Origin of the sequence: Alkalibacterium subtropicum, assembly GCF_900112455.1 — a bacterium.
GTDB lineage: Bacteria > Bacillota > Bacilli > Lactobacillales > Carnobacteriaceae_A > Alkalibacterium > Alkalibacterium subtropicum.
The window spans coordinates 135,731-157,980 of record NZ_FOLT01000004.1 but is presented as its reverse complement, the minus strand read 5'-3'; the positions used below and the strand labels follow the sequence as shown (position 1 = coordinate 157,980).

At 44.0% G+C, this 22,250-nt stretch carries 21 protein-coding genes; 19 read left to right on the top strand and 2 right to left on the bottom strand.

Annotated elements, in window-relative coordinates; translation table 11 throughout:
* Window positions 1-238: 238 nt before the first annotated feature.
* On the bottom strand, window positions 239-1,189 hold the full coding sequence (manA, locus tag BM049_RS05865) for a mannose-6-phosphate isomerase, class I (protein WP_091529440.1): 951 nt from the start codon (window positions 1,187-1,189) through the stop codon (window positions 239-241).
* 191 nt (window positions 1,190-1,380) lie between these two features.
* On the opposite strand from manA, the gene BM049_RS05860 reads away from it, so the two are divergent.
* The 17 genes from BM049_RS05860 to BM049_RS05775 all read left to right on the top strand — a co-directional run bounded on the left by BM049_RS05860 (window position 1,381) and on the right by BM049_RS05775 (window position 20,061).
* Window positions 1,381-1,977 carry a thymidine kinase gene (locus BM049_RS05860; protein WP_091529438.1) on the top strand — a complete coding sequence of 199 codons (597 nt, stop codon included), beginning with the start codon at window positions 1,381-1,383 and terminating at the stop codon, window positions 1,975-1,977.
* Between the two features lie 5 nt (window positions 1,978-1,982).
* Window positions 1,983-3,059, top strand: coding sequence for a peptide chain release factor 1 (prfA, locus tag BM049_RS05855; RefSeq protein ID WP_091529640.1), 1,077 nt, complete (start codon window positions 1,983-1,985; stop codon window positions 3,057-3,059).
* On the top strand, window positions 3,049-3,915 hold the full coding sequence (gene prmC, locus BM049_RS05850; protein WP_091529437.1) for a peptide chain release factor N(5)-glutamine methyltransferase: 867 nt from the start codon (window positions 3,049-3,051) through the stop codon (window positions 3,913-3,915). The genes prfA and prmC overlap by 11 nt, the downstream gene beginning before the upstream one ends.
* A gap of 16 nt (window positions 3,916-3,931) precedes the next feature.
* Entirely contained in the window at window positions 3,932-4,942 is a 1,011-nt protein-coding gene (locus BM049_RS05845) for an L-threonylcarbamoyladenylate synthase (protein WP_091529435.1), read from the top strand.
* A 93-nt stretch (window positions 4,943-5,035) separates the two neighbouring features.
* Window positions 5,036-5,665, top strand: coding sequence for a uracil phosphoribosyltransferase (upp, locus tag BM049_RS05840; protein ID WP_091529433.1), 630 nt, complete (start codon window positions 5,036-5,038; stop codon window positions 5,663-5,665).
* Window positions 5,666-5,823: 158 nt separating this feature from the next.
* The gene (locus tag BM049_RS05835) at window positions 5,824-6,054 is read left to right on the top strand and encodes a DUF1146 family protein (RefSeq protein ID WP_091529431.1); all 231 of its coding nucleotides are present in this window, start codon (window positions 5,824-5,826) and stop codon (window positions 6,052-6,054) included.
* 211 nt (window positions 6,055-6,265) lie between these two features.
* On the top strand, window positions 6,266-7,567 hold the full coding sequence (gene murA / locus BM049_RS05830) for a UDP-N-acetylglucosamine 1-carboxyvinyltransferase (protein WP_091529430.1): 1,302 nt from the start codon (window positions 6,266-6,268) through the stop codon (window positions 7,565-7,567).
* 217 nt (window positions 7,568-7,784) lie between these two features.
* Complete coding sequence (gene mreB, locus BM049_RS05825) at window positions 7,785-8,771, top strand: rod shape-determining protein MreB (protein WP_091529428.1); 987 nt, start codon at window positions 7,785-7,787, stop codon at window positions 8,769-8,771.
* 41 nt (window positions 8,772-8,812) lie between these two features.
* Window positions 8,813-9,001 (top strand): DNA-directed RNA polymerase subunit beta, encoded by a 189-nt coding sequence (locus BM049_RS05820; protein WP_091529426.1) that lies wholly within the window; start codon window positions 8,813-8,815, stop codon window positions 8,999-9,001.
* A 152-nt stretch (window positions 9,002-9,153) separates the two neighbouring features.
* On the top strand, window positions 9,154-9,477 hold the full coding sequence (locus tag BM049_RS05815; protein WP_091529425.1) for a single-stranded DNA-binding protein: 324 nt from the start codon (window positions 9,154-9,156) through the stop codon (window positions 9,475-9,477).
* A gap of 197 nt (window positions 9,478-9,674) precedes the next feature.
* Entirely contained in the window at window positions 9,675-10,385 is a 711-nt protein-coding gene (locus BM049_RS05810; protein ID WP_091529423.1) for a response regulator transcription factor, read from the top strand.
* Window positions 10,363-11,799, top strand: coding sequence for a sensor histidine kinase (locus tag BM049_RS05805; RefSeq protein ID WP_245751872.1), 1,437 nt, complete (start codon window positions 10,363-10,365; stop codon window positions 11,797-11,799). Before BM049_RS05810 ends, BM049_RS05805 begins: the two co-directional genes overlap by 23 nt.
* A gap of 183 nt (window positions 11,800-11,982) precedes the next feature.
* Window positions 11,983-14,136, top strand: coding sequence for an LTA synthase family protein (locus BM049_RS05800; protein WP_091529421.1), 2,154 nt, complete (start codon window positions 11,983-11,985; stop codon window positions 14,134-14,136).
* Window positions 14,137-14,263: 127 nt separating this feature from the next.
* Window positions 14,264-15,445 (top strand): class I SAM-dependent rRNA methyltransferase, encoded by a 1,182-nt coding sequence (locus BM049_RS05795; protein WP_091529420.1) that lies wholly within the window; start codon window positions 14,264-14,266, stop codon window positions 15,443-15,445.
* Window positions 15,446-15,964: 519 nt separating this feature from the next.
* A complete protein-coding gene (locus tag BM049_RS05785) occupies window positions 15,965-16,669 on the top strand; it encodes an ABC transporter ATP-binding protein (protein WP_091529416.1) in 705 nt (234 codons plus the stop codon).
* Window positions 16,670-16,694: 25 nt separating this feature from the next.
* Entirely contained in the window at window positions 16,695-19,679 is a 2,985-nt protein-coding gene (locus BM049_RS05780) for an ABC transporter permease (protein ID WP_245751871.1), read from the top strand.
* 46 nt (window positions 19,680-19,725) lie between these two features.
* Window positions 19,726-20,061, top strand: coding sequence for a thioredoxin family protein (locus BM049_RS05775; RefSeq protein ID WP_091529415.1), 336 nt, complete (start codon window positions 19,726-19,728; stop codon window positions 20,059-20,061).
* A 149-nt stretch (window positions 20,062-20,210) separates the two neighbouring features.
* Here the strand turns inward: BM049_RS05775 and BM049_RS05770 are convergent, their stop codons facing one another.
* Window positions 20,211-20,738, bottom strand: a complete 528-nt coding sequence (locus BM049_RS05770) for a Gfo/Idh/MocA family protein (protein WP_091529414.1) — start codon at window positions 20,736-20,738, stop codon at window positions 20,211-20,213.
* A 284-nt stretch (window positions 20,739-21,022) separates the two neighbouring features.
* Between BM049_RS05770 and BM049_RS05765 the strand changes: the two genes are divergently transcribed.
* Together BM049_RS05765 and BM049_RS05760 are read left to right on the top strand one after the other, a co-directional pair.
* Window positions 21,023-21,523, top strand: a complete 501-nt coding sequence (locus tag BM049_RS05765) for a glycoside hydrolase family 73 protein (RefSeq protein ID WP_177188609.1) — start codon at window positions 21,023-21,025, stop codon at window positions 21,521-21,523.
* 24 nt (window positions 21,524-21,547) lie between these two features.
* On the top strand, window positions 21,548-22,237 hold the full coding sequence (locus BM049_RS05760; RefSeq protein ID WP_091529411.1) for a beta/alpha barrel domain-containing protein: 690 nt from the start codon (window positions 21,548-21,550) through the stop codon (window positions 22,235-22,237).
* Window positions 22,238-22,250 lie beyond the last annotated feature (13 nt).

The following is a 22,250-nucleotide window of genomic DNA, read 5'->3' as shown; positions in this document are numbered from 1 at the left end:
AGGCATCATTAGCATCACCCACCCCAGAATGGTCGCGAGTACGTTCAATGAAGGCGTCATTAGCATCACCCACCCCAGAATGGTCACGAGTGCGCGCAATGAGAGTTTCATTGGTTTTATTCAAAGTAGAATCAGTCACTACCAGCTATAAAGCACACTGTATAGTAATGCTTCACTGAAATTATAAAACACCCGAATACTCGATCCCAGCTGACCGAGTATTTGGGTGTACGTTTCTTTACTGTCCTGGATGAGAAGCGATCATATGCAGCGGCCCGTCGAAGTCCCAAGATTCAATAGAGGAAGGAAGGATGAAGTGATCTCCTTTTGAACAAGAGTAGGTCATTCCATCAACGATCAGTTCGCCTTGTCCATCCAATACACTGACCAGGGTGTAAGGTGCGTCCTTTTTAAACGATGCTTTGCCATCCGTCCGCCATTCTTTGACCGTAAAGAATGCATTGGAAACCAGTGTCGTTTCTGTGTAGCCGTCTTTTTCAGCTGACGCCATCTCGAGATCCGGATCGATGTGAGGAACCGTGGTTACTGCAACAGAGTCTTCGATATGCAAATCTCTTTTCTCTCCATTATCCTGGACGCGGTCATAATCATACACACGATAAGTGGTGTCGCTTGACTGCTGTGTCTCCAGAATCACTATACCTCCCCCGATAGCATGGATCGTTCCGCTTGGGACATAGAAGAAGTCGCCGGCCTTCACTTCTTTTCTTCTGAGGAGCTGATCCCACTGACCGTTTGCGATCATGCTCTCAAGTTCTTCCTTAGTTTGGGCATGATGGCCGTAGACGATTTCCGACCCTTCTTCAGCTTCTATGATGTACCAGCACTCGGTCTTTCCCAGTTCGCCTTCATGTTCTTTTCCGTAGACATCATCTGGATGGACCTGAACCGATAGATCAGTCTGCGCATCAATGATTTTAGTCAGCAGCGGGAAGACATCTCCTTCAGCGTTGCCGAATAATTCTTTGTGCGTCGACCAGAGCTCATCGAGTTGCTTCCCTTTGAATGGACCGTTCTGTACGGTGCTTGGGCCATTAGTATGTGCACTGATCGCCCACATTTCCCCTGTACGTTCACTTGGTATTGCGTAGTCAAAGAGGGCCTTCAGCTGTTCTCCGCCCCAGATTTTCTCTTTAAAGACACCGCTTAAAAATAAAGGTTCAGTCATGCAAAAAAACTCCTATCACTTTTTTCTTTAGTTTAGCATATAACTCTGAAGCATGCAGAAAAAAGCGGCAGTCTTCATTGCGGACTTGTACTTTTCCACTTCATCACTTATAATTTATTAGGATTGGAGTCTATCTGAAATAGACGAAGAATGCGTAGATAGAGTATACTAAGGAAAGTAGGTAATCAGTCATGGCACAACTGTTTTTCCGATATGGAGCAATGAACAGTGGAAAGTCGATCGAAATTTTAAAAGTCGCACATAACTACGAGGAGCAGGAGAAGCCGGTGGTCTTGTTTACCAGTGCGTTGGATGACCGCGATGGTGTAGGTTACATATCCAGTCGTATCGGTTTGAAGCGAAAAGCGATCCCTGTTACAGAAGAAATGGATATTTTTTCTGTCGTTCAGGATATGGATAAATCCATTGCCTGTGTGCTGATCGATGAAGCGCAATTTTTAAATAAACAACATGTCAGGCAGTTAGCCAAAATCGTCGATGACCTGAAGATCCCAGTCATGGCTTTCGGATTGAAAAATGATTTTAGGAATGAGCTGTTCGAAGGTTCCCAGGAACTACTGCTTCTGGCTGATAAAATCGAAGAAATGAAAACGATCTGTTGGTTCTGTCATAAAAAAGCCATTATGAATCTGCGTGTACATGAAGGGAAGGCCATTTATACCGGTGAACAGATCGCTATCGGCGGAAATGAGTCCTATTACCCTGTATGCAGAAAACACTACCATGACCCTTTGATAAACCGTGACCAAGAGAGAGGTAAAAAATAATGAGTATGATTGATCGATTAGAAGATGTTGAAAATCGTTACGATGAATTGAATGAATTGCTCAGCGATCCTCAAGTAATCAATGACACTGAGCGCTTAATGAACTTGAGTAAAGAAGAAGCGAGTTTAAGAGAGACTGTTGCGACATTCAGAAAATACAAGGATGTCGTTTCTGAACTGAAAGATACGGAAGAAATGCTTAATGACTCCCTGGATAAAGAAATGGAAGAGCTTGCGAAAGAAGAACGTAATGAGCTTTCAGAACAAAAAGAAAAAATGGAAGAAGAACTGAAAATCATGCTGCTTCCTAAGGATGAAAATGATGAACGTAACGTTATCATGGAGATCCGCGGCGCTGCAGGTGGAGATGAGGCGCAGCTCTTCGCCAGCGATCTGTTTGAGATGTATCAGAAATATTCAGACAACCAGGGCTGGAAAACAGAAGTGCTGGAAGCCAGTGCGGGTAATGCCGGAGGTTTCAAAGAAATCACTCTCATGATCACTGGAACAAATGTGTATTCGAAACTGAAATATGAAAATGGTGCGCATCGTGTACAGCGTGTGCCGCAGACGGAATCCCAGGGGCGCATCCATACCTCGACAGCAACGGTCGTCGTTATGCCGGAAGCTGAAGATGTAGAAGTGGATATCGACGAGAACGATATCCGGGTCGATATCTATCACGCCAGTGGAGCCGGCGGCCAGCACGTCAACAAGACAGCCTCTGCTGTCAGACTGACCCATGAACCGACGGGTATCGTGGTAGCCATGCAGGATGAACGTTCTCAGTTGAAGAATAGAGAGAAAGCGATGAAGATCCTGCGTTCCCGTATTTACGATAAAATCACTCAGGAAGCACAGGCTGAAATGGATGCAGAAAGAAAGTCTGCTGTTGGAACCGGGGATCGTTCTGAACGTATCCGTACGTATAACTTTCCGCAGAGTCGTGTGACGGATCACCGTATCAACTTGACTATCCAGAAACTGGACCAGGTATTATCAGGTAAACTGGATGAGATCATCGAACCGCTGCTGATGTGGGAAACGTCCCGTAAGATGGAACAGTTGAAGAATGAGTATTAAATCACTGAGCGAAGCCTCAACATATGCAGAAGTCCTATCCTGGGCTTCTTCTTTTTTAGAGCAGAACCACCTTGATCCTCAGATAGCCAAATGGCTGATGAAAGAGCGGTTTGTCTTATCACTAACAGATTTTATCCGCCTTCAAAAACAAGTCATGGACGAACGAGATAAAGATATTTACGTTAAAGACATCACAGAGGCAGGCAAAGGCAGACCGCCTCAGCAGATCGTAGGACATGAATGGTTCTATGACCGTCAGTTTGAAGTGACGGAAGCGACACTTATTCCCCGACCGGAAACGGAAGAGTGGTTCGACTCTTATATCAGGGAACTCCCGAACCGTCCGCTGCGTGTCATCGATATAGGGACCGGCACGGGTGTCCTCGCTGTCAGCCATAAGCTTGAGCGGCCCCAGGATGAAGTCATTGCTGTCGATATCAGTCAGGAAGCACTTGAGGTTGCCAGGAAGAATGCCAGTAACCTTGGTGCAGAGGTCACATTTTATCTGAGTGATATGATGAAGGAAGTAGAGGGGACGTTTGATCTGATCCTCTCTAACCCGCCCTATATCAGTCTGTCCGAACGGAGTGTGATGGATGAGTCGGTCATCGATTATGAACCGCATATTGCCTTGTTTGCAGAGGAAGAAGGGCTTTACTTTTATAATAGGATAGCAGCTGATGCAGTCAGCCGGTTGAATCCGGGAGGTTATATGATCCTTGAATTCGGCTATAAGCAAGGTGAACGGATCAGACAGTTGTTTCGCAGCTGTTTTCCAGAAGCAGATATAACGATAGGCAAAGATTTTAATGGTCATGACCGGACGATCCATATCAAAAATGAGACGAAGAAATAGAAAGAAGGAGAGTAATATGCAGACAGCTTTTCTTGACTCCAGTAAACTTGACGAAGCTGCGGAATATTTGAAAAGCGGCGAAGTCGTGGCTTTTCCAACTGAGACGGTGTATGGCTTAGGGGCAGATGCAACGAATGAAAAGGCAGTCAGAAAGATCTTTGAAGCAAAAGGGCGTCCCAGCGACAATCCGCTGATCATCCATGTTGCCTCTGTCGACCAGCTGGAGCGTTATGTTGAAACAGTCCCGGCTATCGCCAGAGAAGTCATCAGTCATTTCTGGCCGGGCCCCTGCACGCTGGTGTTGAATAAAAAAGGTCCTATAGCCTCATCGGTGACAGGCGGTCTGGAAACGATTGGGGTAAGGATGCCAAGTCATCCTGTCGCCCTCGCGCTCATCGAAAAGGCCGGTGTCCCCCTGGCAGCGCCCAGTGCCAATTCTTCGGGTAAACCCAGTCCAACGACGGCTTTGCATGTCAAGAGAGATCTGGAAGGCAAAATTAAAGCGATCGTTGATGGGGGAACAACGGGTGTGGGATTGGAGTCCACCGTTCTCGATTTAACTGATCCCAAAAAACCTACAATCCTCCGTCCGGGAGGGGTCACTTTGGAAGAACTGGAAGCTGTGCTGGGCCAAGTGTGGCTGGATCCCCATTTGAGAGATGACGCGGCTGTCCCTAAATCTCCAGGGATGAAATACAAACATTATTCTCCTGAAAAGCCTGTATGGGTATTGCCTGAATCTATAGACAGATCCAGAGCTGTTCTGGAACAGCTGGAAAAAGAAGGAGAAAAAGTGGGGGTGCTGGCAAGCGATCAATGGCTTGAGCAATTAAAGAGTGACCAGAGAAAAAGCTGCTCTTTAGGAAATGAGAACATGCCTCAGCAGGCAGCCGCCCGCCTGTTTTCTTCTTTGAGGGCGCTTGATGACGAAGCTGTATCGGTCATTCTGGTCGAACCGTATGAGAAAAAAGGCATCGGCACCGCTTATATGAACCGACTGGAAAAAGCCGCCAGTCGCATCTTATAAACAACAGGATAAATCCTGATTTTTCTGGAAACTTCTCCGGACTTTCTGTACAATAATAAAAGAAATAGAATAGCATAAAAAAGGAGCCGGATCATGGGAAACTTTCAAGTTATAGATCATCCGCTTATACAGCATAAGTTGACAATTATCAGAGACAAGAACACAGGGACGAAATATTTTAGAGAAGTTGTTAATGAAATCGCACGATTATTGGCGTACGAAGTTTCAAGAGAAATGCCACTTCAGGATATTGAAATCGAAACACCGCTCGTAAAAACCGTCCAGAAACAGCTGGCAGGTAAAAAAGTAGTGATCGTTCCTATTTTAAGAGCAGGCTTGGGTATGGTCGATGGCATGCTGGATCTCATTCCGGCAGCTAAAGTTGGGCATGTCGGTATGTATCGTGATCACGACACGATGGAGCCGGTTGAATACTTCATAAAAATGCCTTCCGACTTATCAGAACGTCAGCTGCTTGTCGTGGATCCAATGCTGGCAACCGGTGGTTCAGCCGTTGCTGCCATCGATGCATTGAAAAAACGCGGCGCATCAAACATTAAATTCGTCTGTTTAGTTGCTGCACCAGAAGGCGTCAAAGTGCTGCAGGATGCTCACCCGGATGTGGATATCTACACAGCCTCATTAGATGAAAAGCTTAACGAAAATGGTTACATTTTGCCTGGTTTAGGTGATGCAGGCGACCGATTGTTCGGAACCTTATGATCGTTATAGGAAAATGAAAGAATCCCGATAAGAGTTTTTGCTCTTATCGGGATTTTTCCGGTATTGCAGGTCTGAAAGCGTGTAATATTGGTGTAACATGCATAACAAATGAAATATTTGAAGGTTTATGCTAGTATTATAGCGAAAGGATGAATCCTATGCCACTCGTCATGATGCAGTCACTGATCGATCTGGTCTCGCATGTGTTCTTCGTACTTGTTGTATTCTGGGCAATGCAGGCGCTAAAGACTGATGTACTCATAAAAAAGCATCATATTCCTCAAGCACGGATATTATATATAGTGATCTCAATAGCAGTCGGATACAGTGTAAGTAATTTTTTTATCGATTTTGTTCTTTCGATTCAAAACTTATTCTTTCTCTTATAACCCATTGCAGGGTATTGACAAATTAGGGTTTATTGTCACAAAGATGTCACGAAGGAAGGGATTACATACTGTTCCCCTTCACCAAGCTTTCTGATATACTATATCAAGTATGTGTCAAAATACAACTACCGTTATTTTATTAATTGACAATGAATCAACCACTTAGACATGAAATGAAGAATCGCTGGAACAGAAAATTGGAGGCTATAGAATGGAGAAAATCATAGTAGGCGGAGGGAAACGGCTGAAAGGTTCTGTCGATATTGGCGGAGCGAAGAACGCTGCACTTCCCATACTAGCTGCCACAGTATTAGCGAGTAAAGGAACAAATGTTATAGACAATATACCGCTTCTTTCAGATATTTATATTATGAACGAAGTTTTGAACCATTTAAACATCGATGTTGCGTTCGACGAGGAAAATCAAGTCATTCGAACCAATGCGGAAGCAGAACTGAATAATGAAACACCGTTTGATTTCATGAGTAAGATGCGTGCATCGATCGTTGTCATGGGGCCTTTGCTTGCCCGTACCGGCTATGCCAAAGTGGCGTTGCCCGGTGGTTGTGCAATCGGCTCCAGACCTATCGACCTGCATTTGAAAGGGTTCGAAGCGATGGGTGTCGATGTGAATGTGGGAAATGGACATATCGAAGCTTCTGTAGACAAACTGAAAGCTGCTCATATTTATCTGGATTTCCCGAGTGTGGGAGCAACTCAGAATATTATGATGGCGGCTACCCTGGCCGAAGGGACCAGTGTCATTGAAAACGTCGCAAGAGAACCTGAAATCGTTGATCTGGCAAACTTCCTGAATAAAATGGGTGCTAAAATCATTGGAGCAGGCACAGATTCCCTGCGGATTCAAGGTGTGAAATCCCTTGAAGCAACAAGTCATTCCGTGATCCCCGACCGCATCGAAAGTGGAACATTTATGATTGCCGCTGCGATCACTCAGGGAGAAGTACTGATCAAAGAGGCTGTCAGTGAACATAATAAACCCCTCATATCCAAATTGAGAGAGATGGGTACGACCTTTGTTGAAACGGCCGAAGGACTGAGAGTTATCGGGCCTGAAAAGTTACTGCCGACAGATGTCAAGACTCAACCGTATCCCGGTTATCCTACAGATCTCCAGGCGCCGATGACGATCGCCCAGCTCGTTGCTGAGGGGACGAGCATCATGAGAGAAACAGTATTTGAGAACCGCTATATGCATATGGAAGAACTGCGTAAAATGAACGCGTCCTTTAAAATCGACGGACAAAGTCTGATCATTCAAGGCGGAAAAACACTTCAGGGTGCTGAAGTCGCTTCGACAGACTTGCGTGCTTCAGCATCACTGATCCTGGCTGGATTAGTGTCGAAAGGCCATACACAAGTGACCCAGCTCCATCATCTGGATAGAGGATATTCCAAGTTCCATCTAAAGATGAAACAATTAGGTGCAGATATCGAACGCATCAATGAAGAGGTCAAAGAGACCAGCGATTCTGAGACCGTATCTGCTTAAACATCTTCAATAAAAGAGAGAGAAGGAAAGAAGCCTGGCTTCGCTCTTCTCTCTCTTTTTGTCTATCCCTTGACAGTGCTTAACAAATCCTAAAGATTGTCAATTAGGTGTTGCTCTTTTTTATCATCTTAAGTATCATAGAAAGGGTGAAAACATTTTTAGAACAATGCATCCCGATACAGTGAACGTTTAACGAAACGGTGAGAGGAGAAACACGATGGCTAGAGATATTGGCATCGACTTAGGTACAGCAAATGTACTTGTACATGTAAGAGGCAAAGGTATAGTATTAAACGAGCCCTCTGTCGTGGCTCTAGATACAAAAACGAATGAAGTATTGGCAGTTGGTTCAGAGGCTTACATGATGGTAGGCCGTACACCAGGAAATATCAAAGCGATCCGTCCCTTGCAGGGAGGAGTTATTGCTGACTTTGATATCACAGAAGCTATGCTGACCTACTTTATCGATAAATTGAATGTAAAAGGCTTTTTAACGAAACCCAATATTCTTATCTGCTGCCCGACGAATATTACGGCAATCGAGCAAAAAGCGATTATTGAAGTAGCAGAAAAAAGTGGCGGAAAGAATGTATACCTTGAAGAAGAACCGAAAGTCGCTGCGATTGGTGCGGGTATGGACATTTTTCAGCCAAGTGGTAACATGGTCATAGATATTGGTGGAGGAACCAGTGATATCGCCGTCTTGTCCATGGGAGGCATCGTTACAAGCCGTTCCATCAAGATAGCCGGAGATACATTGGATAATGATATCACTCAATATGTCAAGAAAAAACACAAACTGCTCATAGGTGAGCGGACAGCTGAAACGATCAAAAAAGAAATCGGTGTGATGTATGATCATGGCCGAAATGATGAAATGGATGTCAGAGGCCGCGATATGGTCACAGGTCTTCCGCGTACGATCACTATTTCATCATTAGAAGTGCTGGAAGCAACACGTGAATCGATGGTCATCGTTGTAGAAAAAGCCAAAGCTGTTTTAGAACAGACACCACCTGAACTGTCTGCAGATATCATCGATCGTGGCGTCATTCTGACAGGTGGCGGAGCACTTTTAGACGGAATCGAGCTCTTATTTGCTGAAGAGTTGAAAGTTCCGGTATTTAAAGCAGAAAACCCATTGGATTCTGTTGCATTGGGAACCGGGATCCTTCTTGAAAATTTAAAAAACAGAAAAAAATAAAGAGATAAACTATTCTGGAAAATCGACTGAGGTGGATGCTGATGACATGGAAAACAGTAGTTAAAGACATACTTATATATATCTTGAAAGTTTTAATTGTCATCCTATTGATTGCTGCGGCTTTTGTAATAGGAACGATGATCGGATACAGTGTCATTGGCGGAGCAGGCGAGCCAATGGATGTATTCAATCCTGAAATCTGGCAGAATATTCTGGATTATATATTTTAAGGAATACGTTAAAAAGTAGTTTGCAGAGGCGATGCCTTTTCTGCAGACTACTTTTTTTAAATTTATTCATGAGATTTTTTTTCTTTTCACAATATTATTATATAGAGGAAAGAGAAGGCTCATTCCTACTACTATATGAAAAGAGGAAGAACATGAATACAGTCTCATTGATAGGACGAATAGTCAAAGATATCGATTTGAGGAGTGTGGGAGACAGTCGCATGGTCACTAATAATGTACTGGCGGTAAGGAAATCATTTAAAAAAGATGGAAGTACGGATGCGGATTTCATTCCTTTTGTGGCCTGGGGAAAGAAAGCAGAGATCCTTGAAAAACATTGTGGTAAAGGGGATCTTATTGCATTAAATGGTAAGATGCAGTCCCGTTCTTACCAGACAAATGAGAATGAAACGAAATATGTCATCGAGATGCTTGTGGATGATATAGAGTTTATACAGAAAAAAGTGAAAACGTAAAGATTCAAGTAAATACTGTAGAAAGCTTTGGCGCGGTATGCAGCGGCACATTCTTACAGGAATGTGGTCCGCCTGCCGTGCTTTTCAATTAACTGTCACAAATACTGTGAATTCTAGGTTTCATGCATTGATTTACACAAAAAATTCAACTATGGTATGTATAATAAAGTAGAATGAAAAAAGAAAGAAGGTAAATCATGCATATTTTAATGATCGAAGATAATGAATCTGTATGTGAAATGATTGAAATGTTTTTCTTGAAGGAAGAATGGGAAGCCACTTTTGTTCATAACGGTAAAGAAGGTCTCAACGTATACCTTGCGGCTCCTGACCAGTTTGACCTGATCATATTAGATATCATGCTGCCTGAAATGGATGGCATAGCTATCTGTAAAGAAATCAGAAAAGAATCCCCGTCGGTGCCGGTCATCATGCTGACGGCTAAAGACTCAGAAAGCGATGAAGTGATCGGTCTGGAAATCGGTGCGGATGACTATGTCACTAAACCCTTCAGCCCGCTGACACTTGTCGCGCGGATAAAATCACTGCTGAGACGAGTATATAATAAGGAATCCGCTCATTCAGAAGAAATAACCTATGACATTGAAACAGAACATCTGAAAATGGACCGTATGACTCGCGAAGTCAGTCTGTATGATCAGCCACTGAACAATCTGACTCCAAAAGAATTCGACTTGCTCTTTACTTTAGCAAACAGTCCAAGACGTGTTTTCTCCAGAGAGCAGTTGCTTCAGCTGGTCTGGGACTATGAATACTTCGGTGATGAGCGTACAGTGGATGCACACATAAAAAAACTGCGCCAGAAGGTCTCTGCTAATGGTCCGCAGGTGATCAAAACAGTATGGGGAGTAGGGTACAAGTTCGATGATACCGAAACGATTGACTAAAATGAAACTCCCTTACTTTTTCCAGCAGTTTCTTGGTTTTTTAGCTGTGATCATTCTCCTAATGACAGTAACTGTCTTTTCTCTGGTCCTGTTTGGGAGACGCACTGCTTTGAATGCCACAGAAAACAGGTTGTTCACTTATGCAGAATCTGTTGTCAACGAAGATTTGGATCCGACACAGCTGGACACCATCCGCCGTGTGCTCATTGCTCAGGAAGTATCGTTTTTTGTCTTTGACGATGATGGAGCGATCGTTTATCCGGATCTGCCCCGAAATTTTCGAGCGAATATCGATGATGAGCAGCTGAACCAGCTGGAATCAGGTGAGCGGATCGCCTTAAAGACACATCATGAGGATCTGCTGGGCAATCCCAGAGAAACAACCTTGGTGTATCTCCCGTATTTCAGCGAAAACACTGAGGAATTCGCAGGATTTATCACTGTCAGCGCGCCGATCAGCCACATTAACCGCCAAATGGAAGAGTTGAAAGGGAATCTCTTCAGTGCCTTTCTTATCTCTGCGGTCGTTGCGATCCTCATGAGTTTAGTCTTTGCTCATTACCAGGTCAAACGTGTCAACCGTCTGCGGAAGGCTGCTCATAAAGTGGCTGAGGGGGAATATACGATCCAGCTTGAGCACAATGAACGGGACGAAATAGATTATCTCACCCGAGATTTCAACCGAATGGTGATCGCCCTGAAAGAATCACAGGACGAGGTGATCAAACAGGAAGAGCGGAGAAAGAGTTTCATGCAGGATGCCGCTCACGAGATGCGGACACCGTTGACGACCATCAATGGCCTCCTGGAAGGGCTGGAACATAATGTTATCCCGGAAAGCCAGCGGCTGAGAAGTATCAAACTGATGAGAAAAGAAACCAGACGGCTGATCCGTCTGGTCAATGAAAATATGGATTATGAAAATATCCGTTCCAATCGTATCATCTTAACGAAACACAGTATTCCACTTTCAGAAATCGTCGAGGAAATCAGCGAACAGATGAAAGATATCGTTAAGGAATCTTCGAACGAGCTGATTATTGGAGAAATGGATGATATCCATGTTTACGCTGACTATGACCGGCTGAAACAGATCCTGGTCAACTTGATAAAAAATGCCCTTCAGTTCACGAAGAATGGCACAATTCAAATAGCCAGTCAGTATACATCTGAAGGCACCGAGATAACAGTCAGCGATACAGGTATCGGAATGACAGATGCGCAGATGGAAAACATTTTCGAACGCTATTATAAAGCAGACTTATCCCGTACCAAAACAAAATTTGGAGAATCCGGTCTGGGTCTGGCGATCGTTCAGCAGTTAGTTCATCTTCATGGTGCCAAAATCACTGTTGAAAGCGAAGTGGATAAAGGGACGACCTTTAAGATCGTTTTTCCAGAAAAAATAAGTTAAGACATTAACGACCCCTGTGTATGGCAATCAGCTACTACATAGGGGTCTCATTTATGAGAGCTTTTTAATTGCTAAAATCATCTCATTTGCCTTATAATGAGGTTTCGTTTAGAATGTTCGAGAGGATAGAAACAATTAAAAAACGGATTAACATGAAAATTAAAATAAAAAGGAGGGCTATTTATGTTTAAAATCAAACAGCTCACAAATAAACGGAATTTATTGTTCGGTTTAGTGAGTGTTATATTCTGGATAAAGACATACTTGGCCTATTGGATCGAATTTGACTTGGGTGTGACTGGAGTCATCCAGCATTTCCTGTTGTTTATCAATCCACTAGCTATAACACTTATACTTTTCTCTATTTCACTCTATTTCAAGAAATCCAGAACGTCCTGCTTCGTTTTATTTGGACTTTTGATGGGAGCGACGCTGTTACTCTATTCTAATGTATTGTATTATAGAGAGTTTTCGGACTTTCTGACAACCAATATTCTCGTTGGTTCCAATAATGTATCATCCGGGTTGATTGCTTCGACCTTTGCCATGATGAGACCCTGGGATTTAATCTACTGGTTCGATATCGCGTTATTTATCGGCATCTATTTTCGCAGACGAGAGGTGTTTGCCAAGTATTATAGAAAACCGGCTAAAAAGCGAGATATTTTCGCTGTCACAGCTTTAGGATTGTCTTTGTTCGCAGGGAATCTGGCATTAGCTGAAATCGACCGGCCGCAGTTACTGACACGAACATTTGACAGAAACTACATCGTCAAATATCTGGGACTGAATTTCTTTGCGGGATATGATCTCTTTCAGACGGCCCAGAACAGTCAGATCCGTGCCAGTGCAGACGAAACACAGTTGAACGACATTATTGATTTCTCTAGAGAGAACTACAGAGAACCGGATGAGGAATACTTTGGCGCTGCAGAAGGCCGCAATGTCATCGTCATTTCTCTGGAAAGCGTCCAGCAGTTTTTGATCGATTATGAACTGGAAGATGAACATGGTGTAAAACATGAAGTCATGCCTTTTGTTAACAGCCTATTCAATAGTAACGACTCATACAGTTTCAATAATTTCTTCCACCAGACCAGTCAGGGGAAATCAAGCGATGCTGAAGTCCTTGGTGAAACGTCCCTTTATGGCTTGCCGGAAGGGAGTGCGTTCCAGACCCTCGGTTCGACAAATACTTTCCACGCCGCACCAGCTATCTTGGGAGAAAAAGCCGGCTATACTTCAGCTGCTTTTCATGGAAATGTCGGATCCTTCTGGAACAGGACAGATACCTACCGTCATTTCGGTTATGATTACTTCTTTGATTCCCAGTTCTATAACGTCGCAGGGGACCGTTCACTGGAATATGGCTTGAAAGATAAGCTGTTTTTCAACGACTCAGTTGAATACATTGAACAGCTGCCGCAGCCTTTCTATACCAAGTTCGTTACGGTGACGAACCACTTCCCGTATCCTTTGGATGAAAAAAATCAGGGGTTCCCGGAAGCACAGACATCTGATGAGACCATAAACCAGTACTTTGCGACTGCCAACTATCTGGATCAGGCTGTAAAGGAATTTTTCGATTATCTGAAAGCGAGTGGACTTTACGAAGAGTCGATCATCATGCTGTACGGAGACCATTACGGTATTTCCAATATGCGTAATCCCCGTCTGGCTGAGCTGGTCGGAAAAGAACGAGAAGAATGGGACGACTTTGATGACGCTCAAATGCAGCGTGTTCCTTTGATCATGCACGTACCCGGCGTCAATAATGGTGAAGTATTTGAAACTTACAGTGGACAGGTGGATATGCTGCCGACGCTGCTTCATTTACTGGGGATCGAAACGGATGAATTCCTGTTCATGGGACAAGATCTCTTGTCCGGGGAACATGACAACACGGTGCCTCTGAGAAACGGCCGCGTCATGACAGAAGACTATGCGTTCCTCGGCCAGTCGGTTTATGACCGGGAAGGTAATGATATTACTGAAGAGCTGACTGAAGAAGAGCTGCAAGAACTGCATAAGCTACGTGATGAAGCCAGAGAAGAGTTGACGCATTCTGACAACATCATGATGATGGATCTGCTGCGTTTTTATTCTCCATCATCCATTCAGGGATTTAAACCTAACGATTATATTTATGCCGATCAGCTGAATATCCTGAACGAAGAGGCTCAAAGCGGCAATAGTCTCTTGAAAGCAAGAGATGGCCAGTCGAGTGAACCACTTTATGATTCTGATGCGCCGGAACTGATCGATGAAATGGATTTTAGTGACTTCATTCAGACACTCGATCCTGATATCAAACCAAATATTGAAAAACTGAACTAAACGTAAAAGTGGGTGTTGATCTCTTTCGCACCCGCTTTTTATATATGATCGACTCTGTGGACGCACATTATCTATGGTATACTGGGTGTGAAAAGTAAAAAAGATAACCATCAAAAAGGAGCACGTTATGAACGTATTAAAAATCAAAGAATTAGCAACGAAACGCATAAAAAACGGCTTTCCCGTTTTAGAAGAACTGGATTTTGTCAATAAGGATCATCTGGTGGAAGGGGACTTCGTCAAACTGGTCGATAAGCACAATAAATTCGTGGCTTATGGTTATATCGGGGACGAAAGAAAAACAGCAGGTTATGTGTTGTCACTGGATGAATCAGATGATTTGGATTACGCTTTTTTTGATAGACGCTTTAGAATCGCACGAGAAAAAAGAACGGCCTTTTATGCTGATGACAAAACCACAGCTTTCCGTTTCTTCAATGGAGATGGAGATGGCATTGGCGGGCTGACGATCGATTACTATGAAGGATATTACGTCTTTTCATGGTACAGTGCCGGCATTTACATGCACCGAGACATGATCATTAAAGCGTTCAAAGTCGCGATCCCTGATTTTAAAGGTATCTATGAAAAATGCCGTTATCCTGATGCGCCGCACAAAAGCCGTTTCGTTGAAGGAGAGATGGCAGAGGAACCGCTGGTCATTTCTGAAAACGGGATCCATTATAATGTCTATCTCAATGAAGGGTGGATGACAGGACTTTTCCTTGATCAGCGTAATGTCAGAAATAAAATCATGGAAGAGTGGGGACTGGGTAAAACAGTCCTGAATGCCTTCAGTTATACAGGCGCCTTTTCTGTAGCTGCCGCTATGGGTGGTGCACTCAAAACAGTCAATGTGGACGTCGCAAATAGAAGTAAAGATCGGACAAAAGAGCAGTTTGAAGTGAATGGTCTGGACAGTGACCAGCACGAGATCCGTGTGATGGATGTCTTCTCATATCTTGATTATGCACAGAAACATAAACTCCAGTTCGATCTGATCGTTCTGGATCCGCCAACCTTTGCCCGCACCAAGAAAAGAACATTCAGCGTCGATAAAGACTACACAGAACTAGTGAAGGATGCCGTTCAGGTCCTGGCACCCGGTGGCTTGATCATTACATCGACCAATGCATGGAACGTCTCAAGAGATGATTTCTTTGACAGTGTCAACTTGGCCTTTGAAGATATGAACGTCGATGCGTATCTGGTAGACGAGTTCAAATTACCTGAAGATTTCGCTGTGAATAAGCAGCATCCAGAATCAGACTATCTGAAAGTCTTTGTACTTGAAAGAGCGAAAAGCTAATTGGACTGAAGAAGCAGGGTCTCCTGCTTCTTTTTTTATGCTGTTGAAAAAACCTTGGAGAGAGCTTATAGATGATTCATGAAGTTAAGATAAATACTTATGTGCCCTTCACGGGTGGGAAGCTTCCACAAAGGTCACAAAACCAGTGGATAAGTGCCCTTCGTGATTGGAAAGTCTCCACAAAGGTCACAAAACCAGTGGATAAGTGCCCTTTGCGAGTGGAAAGGTCCCACAAAGGTCACAAAACCAGTGGATATGTGACCTCCGCGAGTGGGAAGTTCCCACAAAGGGCACAAATACAGATATTAAAAGGCTTTCGCTTTAGTGATTAAGAAGTGTTTTGCTTTTACCAGTTATCCTAGAAATATTATAAAGATAAAAATTGTTCACAAATCGTCAATATAAGTTAAATATGATTTATTAGTGAAGATTTATTGAATCGGGCAAATAAACGAAGACTGTCTAGTTTTATATGATAAAATATAGAGATAGGTACACGAGTAGAAAGGACGAAAAGATATGACAGCATATATATCTGTAAAGAATGAAGTGAAACGATATCAGTCAGGAGAAACTGTAGTCGTTGCCAACGACGGGATAACGTTCGATATCGAAAAAAATGAATTTGCTGTGATCGTCGGACCCAGTGGAGCCGGAAAAACAACGGTTTTAAATATTCTGGGCGGAATGGATTCTGCTGATGAAGGTGATGTGATCATCGATGGAACGAATATCGTCGGCTTCAAAGAGAAGCAGTTGACAGAATACCGTCGCAATGACGTCGGCTTTGTTTTTCAGAACTACAATCTGATCCCTAATCTGACTGCTAAAGAGAATGTGGAACTGGCTGCAGAGATTTCACCGAACGCCCTGGACGCTGAAGAAATACTTATCAGTGTCGGTTTGCAGGACCGTATGGACAATTTTCCCGCTCAGTTGTCAGGGGGGGAACAGCAGCGTGTGGCTATTGCCCGGGCACTGGCCAAGCAGCCTAAACTCTTGTTGTGTGATGAGCCTACGGGTGCATTGGACTTTGAAACAGGTAAAAAAGTTCTGGACCTGTTAAGCCGCTCTAAAGATGAATTTGGGGCGACAGTCGTTGTCATCACGCACAACCGTGCGATCGCTCCAATGGCTGATCGAATCATTGATATTAATAACGCAAAAGTCAGAAAGATAACGATGAATGATCATCCCCAGCCGGTCGAATCGATCGAGTGGTAAAAGGGATGCGAAATGAGGGTTTAAAGTGAAAAAAGGTGCAATATGGAAGGATACATTCAGAGAGATCGGACGAAGCAAGACACGTTTCCTGTCTATTTTTGCGATCATTCTGATCGGTGTCGCATTCTTTGCCGGCTTGAGTGCCACAGGACCCGTCATGATCGAGACGGCGGATTCATACTATGACGAACAAAATTTAAGTGATCTGCATGTCTTCTCGACGATGGGACTGGAGGAAGAAGACAGCGAGCTTCTGAATTCTGTTGATAATGCAGAGGTCGATTATCTTTACAGTCAGGATGTCATCTTTGATGGATCCGGACTGACGTCAAAAGTCTATGGCTGGGATGCAGTCCAGCATACCATTAATGAATTCGAAATCATTGAAGGACGTTTCCCAAAAGAGACTAACGAGATCGCTTTAGACCAGACGAACAGTTACGCTGATGAGTATGCCATAGGTGATACGATTCAGATTACCGAAGAACAGTCAGAAAATCAGGATAACGTCTTTACAGAAGACACTTTTGAAGTCGTCGGATTCTTGAAGACCCCCTTGTATATCGAACGGGCAAATAGAGGAAACACGACGATCGGCAGTGGTAACCTTGATGGCTTCTCTGTCGTTTCTCCGGAAGTGTTTGATATGGATGTCTATACGGATGCGTTCGTTTTATTTGATCGATCAAATCAGTATGTCTCTTATTCAGAAGAGTATCAGACTTTTATCGATGAACAGACGACCGACATCGAAGAGCGCGTCGCTCACCGGCCTGAGGAAAGATATGAAGAACTTTATGCTGAAATAGAAAGTGATATCGAAGAAGGCTATGCAGAAATCGAAGAGGCAAGGCAGGAGCTTGAAGACGGCCGAGAAGAACTCGAAGAAGCACGAACTGATATCGAAGAAGGCTATGAGGATTATGAAGCCGGCTTAGAAGAATTTGAAGCGGAAGAAGCTAATGCCCGAGCTGAAATTGAAGATGAGCGTCAGCAGCTGGAAGAGGCACTCAGTGAAATCGAAGCGAATAAAGATCAGCTTGAAGCCGCTCAAATGCAGAACACCCCCACTTACGAAGAAGTACTTGCTCAGGAAGAACAGGTTTTAGCAGGGCTTCAGGAACTGGAAAATGCTGAAAGTGAACTGAATGCTGAACTTGCAGCTTCAAGAGAAGATCTTGAGCAGGCACGGATAGAGCTGGGAGAAGCTGAGGCCGATTATGAAGAAGGTTTGGCTGAATTCGAAGCAGAAGAAGCAGACGCAGAAGAAGAAATCGATGAGGCACTGGTCGATCTCGAAGAAGCGGAGGAAGAACTGGCAGAGCTGGAAGAACCGGAATACTTCGTCTATGACCGGACATCCTATCCAGGATACGAAGAGTTTGACGAAAACGCTGAAAGGATCAGCGCGATCGCAAGGATCTTCCCGGTTTTCTTCTTTATGCTTGCGGCTCTTATATCCTTGACGACTATGACCCGAATGGTGGATGAAGGAAGGAATCAGATCGGTACCCTGAAAGCTTTAGGGTATGGGAACATGGCCATTGCGGCAAAATACTTTGTTTATGCCTTTATTGCCACATCATTTGGCAGTATATTGGGCTTATTCCTAGGGTACTGGCTCTTTCCTAATGTCATTCTGGATGCGTACAGTTCCTTATATAATCTGCCGTCAGCACAGACGCAGTTTTACTGGGATTACGCTATTATCTCGATTGCTGCCTCATTACTGGCGACTGGCTTGTCTACGCTGGTTTCTGTACGCTTGTCACTAAGGAGCAATGCCGCGACCCTGCTGCGTCCAAAAGCACCGAAGAAAGGCAAGCGGATCTTCCTGGAGTATATCCCATTCATCTGGAAACGATTCTCCTTTACTCAGAAAGTGGCTTCGCGTAACTTGTTCAGATACAAACGCCGCATGCTGATGACACTGTTTGGCGTGGCTGGCGGAACAGCGCTGCTCCTGACGGGTTATGGCCTTTCAGATTCGATAGCAGATATTGCAGATATACAATTTGGTGAAATCAATCTTTACCAGGCTATTGTAGCAGAAGACCCTGAAGCAACAGAAAGTGAACAGGATTCACTCCTGTCTTCACTTGAAGAAGTGGATGGTTTTGAAGCACAGCTTCAGTCGCTGCAGGAGAGCATCACTGCCACGAACTCAGGGGAAAGTCGTGATGCGACGCTCCTCGTTCCGGAAGACACAGAACTGTTTGAGGAATTCGTGGTATTGAGAGACAGAAACGATCAGTCCAGGCTGTATGAGCTCCCGGAAGATGGCGTTATCATCACAGATAAACTGGCTGATCTCCTGAATGTCACAACGGGTGACAGCATGGAAGTGGCATGGGACGAGGGAGAAACGGTAGATGTCGCCATTGGCGGTATCTCTGAGCAATACGTCCAGCACTATATTTACATGTCAGAAGATTACTATGAGCAAGTCGTTAACGAAGAAATCGATTATAATACACGACTGCTGAAATATGACGATTCCGTCGTCAGCAACGATGAACTGGGTGAAAATCTGACAGAAGAGGATGCTGTCCTGGGCGTGACGTTTGTCTCTTCTATCAGAGAAAGCTTTCAGGATTCGATGGACAGTTTAGATGTGGTTACCGTCGTTCTGATCGTTTCAGCGGCCTCTCTGGCCTTTGTCGTCCTCTATAATCTGACAAATATCAACGTATCGGAACGGATCAGAGAATTATCAACGATCAAAGTGCTGGGATTCTTTGACAAAGAAGTCACGATGTATGTTTACCGTGAGAACCTGGTCTTAACGATCATGGGGATCCTTGTCGGCTTTGTCCTGGGGATCTTTATGCATATGTTTGTACTTCAGACCGCTGAGCTTGATATCATGCGTTTTCTTCACCAGATATCCTGGACGAGTTATCTTTATTCCTTCCTGCTGATGTTCTTCTTCAGCAGCATGGTCATGGTGGTCATGCACTTCAAACTGAAGCACGTGGATATGGTTGAAGCGCTGAAGACTCAGGACTGACAATGAATCAGGCATCAAAGTGTCTAATGATAAGGAGGTAAGTAAAATGGATGGATTTAAAGAAGCACGATCACTTGAAGAACTACAGGACCATGTTAAAGAGAACGATGTAGCCTTATTGTATCTGTATGGCGAGCACTGTTCTGTCTGTCATGCCGTCCTCCCCCAGATCAAACCGATAGTGGAGAGTTATCCGGAGATCAGGCCGTTGCAGGCTGATGTCCAGAATCTTCCTGAAATAGCAGGAGAATACACGGTGTTTACCATCCCCGTGGTCCTGCTTTTTGTAGATGGTCGAGAAGTCATGCGATTTGCCCGATTTATTGAAAAAAACAAACTGAACGAACAACTGGAAAAAATAACAAGTGCTCTAAAAGGTTGATAAATAAAGCTCCCTCTGAAACGAATCTCTTTGATGAAGATCCTGTCTGATCTTTTTGAGATTTCCGTTTGAAAGGGAGTTTTATCTGTTAAATGTCGGGAGAATATAATCGAGGGATTTGCCACTCTCTGAGCGCCCAATCCATAAGGTCACTGACTTCTGTGGTGACAGCGAGAGGTAAAATCCTTCTCAGTCAATAGCGTATGCGTGATGGAGTTTATTTCATAAGCGAGTGCTTTTGAATGGTCACCGTCCTGTCCTGTTTCGGTCTCTTCCGTCAGGTCTTTATAAAGAAGCAGGTCGTGAATCGTCATAGTCTCTGCGACCAGCAGATTCTTTTTTTGAGCGAGGGTCAGCACCTCATCGAGCTGCTGATTATTTAATGCGATTGAATTTTCATAAAAAACATGTTTACCTGCATTCAATGCCATGAGCATGTTAGTGTAATGAGAATGATTCGTAGGCGCAATATAAAGGATGTCTATCTCTGGATCGATGGCCAGTTCTTCGTAAGTACCGTAAGCTTTTTTTATATTAAACCGAGTCGAAAACTCAAAGGCTTTTTGCAGTGTAGTGGAAGCAACCCCCGTAAGTTCTGCATGAGCGTCTTCAAATTGTGAAGCAAACTGGTGAGCCGCATCACCTGATCCTATGATAGCCCATTTTATTTTACACATGTTCTGCCTCCTTTCTATTTGTTCACCTGCTTGAATGACCGGGTATAAAAATATACTTTTATTGTGTTATCTGTTTAGATTTATCAGAGTATGGTAAAATAAAACTACGTGAAACTGGAGTACGCAAAAGGAGAAACGTTAAGAATAATGTCGTATACCTTAAGTATAAATGATTAAGCAACAAAATAGGAGGATGAATTCTGAGTTATAAAAAAAGGAAAACATCTTTCCCCGTTTTTAAGCTGATTGCGATCCTGCTGCTTACCTTTACAGGCGCGCTGGCAGTGATCAGTCAGGCTGTAGATAACGAGCCGGCCAATCAGAAAAACTGGACAAAAGATGAGTTTATAAATGAAGTCGCCAGCCATGCCGTTCCTTTACAAGCCTCCCACGGAATCACACCAAGTGTCACAATTGCTCAGGCGATTCTGGAATCAAACTGGGGAAAGAGCAGCTTATCCCGTCAGGAGAATAATTATTTTGGGATAAAGGGCGGATCGACAGGCCGTAAATATGCCACGCGAGAATATGAGGACGAATGGAAAGACATTCATGCGTCCTTTCGAAGCTATCCGTCGCTTGAAGCATCGGTCAAGGATTATGCCGAGTTGATCAATGGCGGGACAGAATGGGATCCTCAACTTTACAGTGGCGTTCAGGAGGCATCCAGTTATCAGGAAGCCGCTCGGGCACTTTATTCAGCTGGTTATGCCACAGATCCCACATACCCCGAAAAGATAATCGAGATCATAGAGATTTACGATTTAGATCGTTTTGATAAATAGACTAATAGATAAAGAGGCTAAGATATGGAAAAAAGAAAATACCCGTCAGTAAAATCCGATTTGTATAATGGATACGTTGAAGTTCCGTCGGTCATCAGGAAGGCCAGCGGTATATTGATCAATGGAAAACGTTTTAAGGCATTTATGTTCACCACTGATATCGCACTGATCATGAATAATGATGCCGATGCGATCATGGCTGTCTACCCTTTCACCCCACATCCGGCGATTCTTGAAGCGATAACATCAGTTTCTACGATTCCTGTCATAGCCGGTATTGCTGGCGGCAAGACGCAAGGTGTCCGGTCGGCCAACATGGCTCTGTTCGCTGAAGCACACGGCTGCAAGGCAGTTGTCGTCAACGCCCCTACACCGATAGCAACCATTGAAAAGATCAATGAAGTGATCGATATCCCCATCATTTTGACGGTGGTATCCGAATACACATCGATAGACAAACGCCTGAAAGCCGGTGTGGACATCATCAATGTTTCCGGTGCAGGCAGGACGAGCACCATCGTAAGAGAATTGAGAGAGAAGTACCCTGATCTGCCCATCATCGCGACAGGCGGACCGACTGAGAAAAGCATCCTGGAAACGATTGAAGCGGGAGCCAATGCCATCACCTATACACCCCCTTCTAATGGTGAGCTGTTCAGCAGAAAAATGATGGACTACAGGGAAAAAGAAAAGGACCGGTATGAAGACGACTAACTAATGATAAGGA

Coding starts and splice junctions, on each gene's coding strand:
- upp (WP_091529433.1), top strand. CDS start 5,036: ATGGGAAACTTTCAAGTTATAGATCATCCGCTTATACAGCATAAGTTG.
- BM049_RS05835 (WP_091529431.1), top strand. CDS start 5,824: ATGCCACTCGTCATGATGCAGTCACTGATCGATCTGGTCTCGCATGTG.
- BM049_RS05815 (WP_091529425.1), top strand. CDS start 9,154: ATGAATACAGTCTCATTGATAGGACGAATAGTCAAAGATATCGATTTG.
- murA (WP_091529430.1), top strand. CDS start 6,266: ATGGAGAAAATCATAGTAGGCGGAGGGAAACGGCTGAAAGGTTCTGTC.
- BM049_RS05845 (WP_091529435.1), top strand. CDS start 3,932: ATGCAGACAGCTTTTCTTGACTCCAGTAAACTTGACGAAGCTGCGGAA.
- manA (WP_091529440.1), bottom strand. CDS start 1,189: ATGACTGAACCTTTATTTTTAAGCGGTGTCTTTAAAGAGAAAATCTGG.
- BM049_RS05785 (WP_091529416.1), top strand. CDS start 15,965: ATGACAGCATATATATCTGTAAAGAATGAAGTGAAACGATATCAGTCA.
- BM049_RS05795 (WP_091529420.1), top strand. CDS start 14,264: ATGAACGTATTAAAAATCAAAGAATTAGCAACGAAACGCATAAAAAAC.
- BM049_RS05800 (WP_091529421.1), top strand. CDS start 11,983: ATGTTTAAAATCAAACAGCTCACAAATAAACGGAATTTATTGTTCGGT.
- mreB (WP_091529428.1), top strand. CDS start 7,785: ATGGCTAGAGATATTGGCATCGACTTAGGTACAGCAAATGTACTTGTA.
- BM049_RS05860 (WP_091529438.1), top strand. CDS start 1,381: ATGGCACAACTGTTTTTCCGATATGGAGCAATGAACAGTGGAAAGTCG.
- BM049_RS05760 (WP_091529411.1), top strand. CDS start 21,548: ATGGAAAAAAGAAAATACCCGTCAGTAAAATCCGATTTGTATAATGGA.
- BM049_RS05820 (WP_091529426.1), top strand. CDS start 8,813: ATGACATGGAAAACAGTAGTTAAAGACATACTTATATATATCTTGAAA.
- BM049_RS05770 (WP_091529414.1), bottom strand. CDS start 20,738: ATGTGTAAAATAAAATGGGCTATCATAGGATCAGGTGATGCGGCTCAC.
- BM049_RS05775 (WP_091529415.1), top strand. CDS start 19,726: ATGGATGGATTTAAAGAAGCACGATCACTTGAAGAACTACAGGACCAT.
- BM049_RS05810 (WP_091529423.1), top strand. CDS start 9,675: ATGCATATTTTAATGATCGAAGATAATGAATCTGTATGTGAAATGATT.
- BM049_RS05805 (WP_245751872.1), top strand. CDS start 10,363: ATGATACCGAAACGATTGACTAAAATGAAACTCCCTTACTTTTTCCAG.
- prfA (WP_091529640.1), top strand. CDS start 1,983: ATGATTGATCGATTAGAAGATGTTGAAAATCGTTACGATGAATTGAAT.
- prmC (WP_091529437.1), top strand. CDS start 3,049: ATGAGTATTAAATCACTGAGCGAAGCCTCAACATATGCAGAAGTCCTA.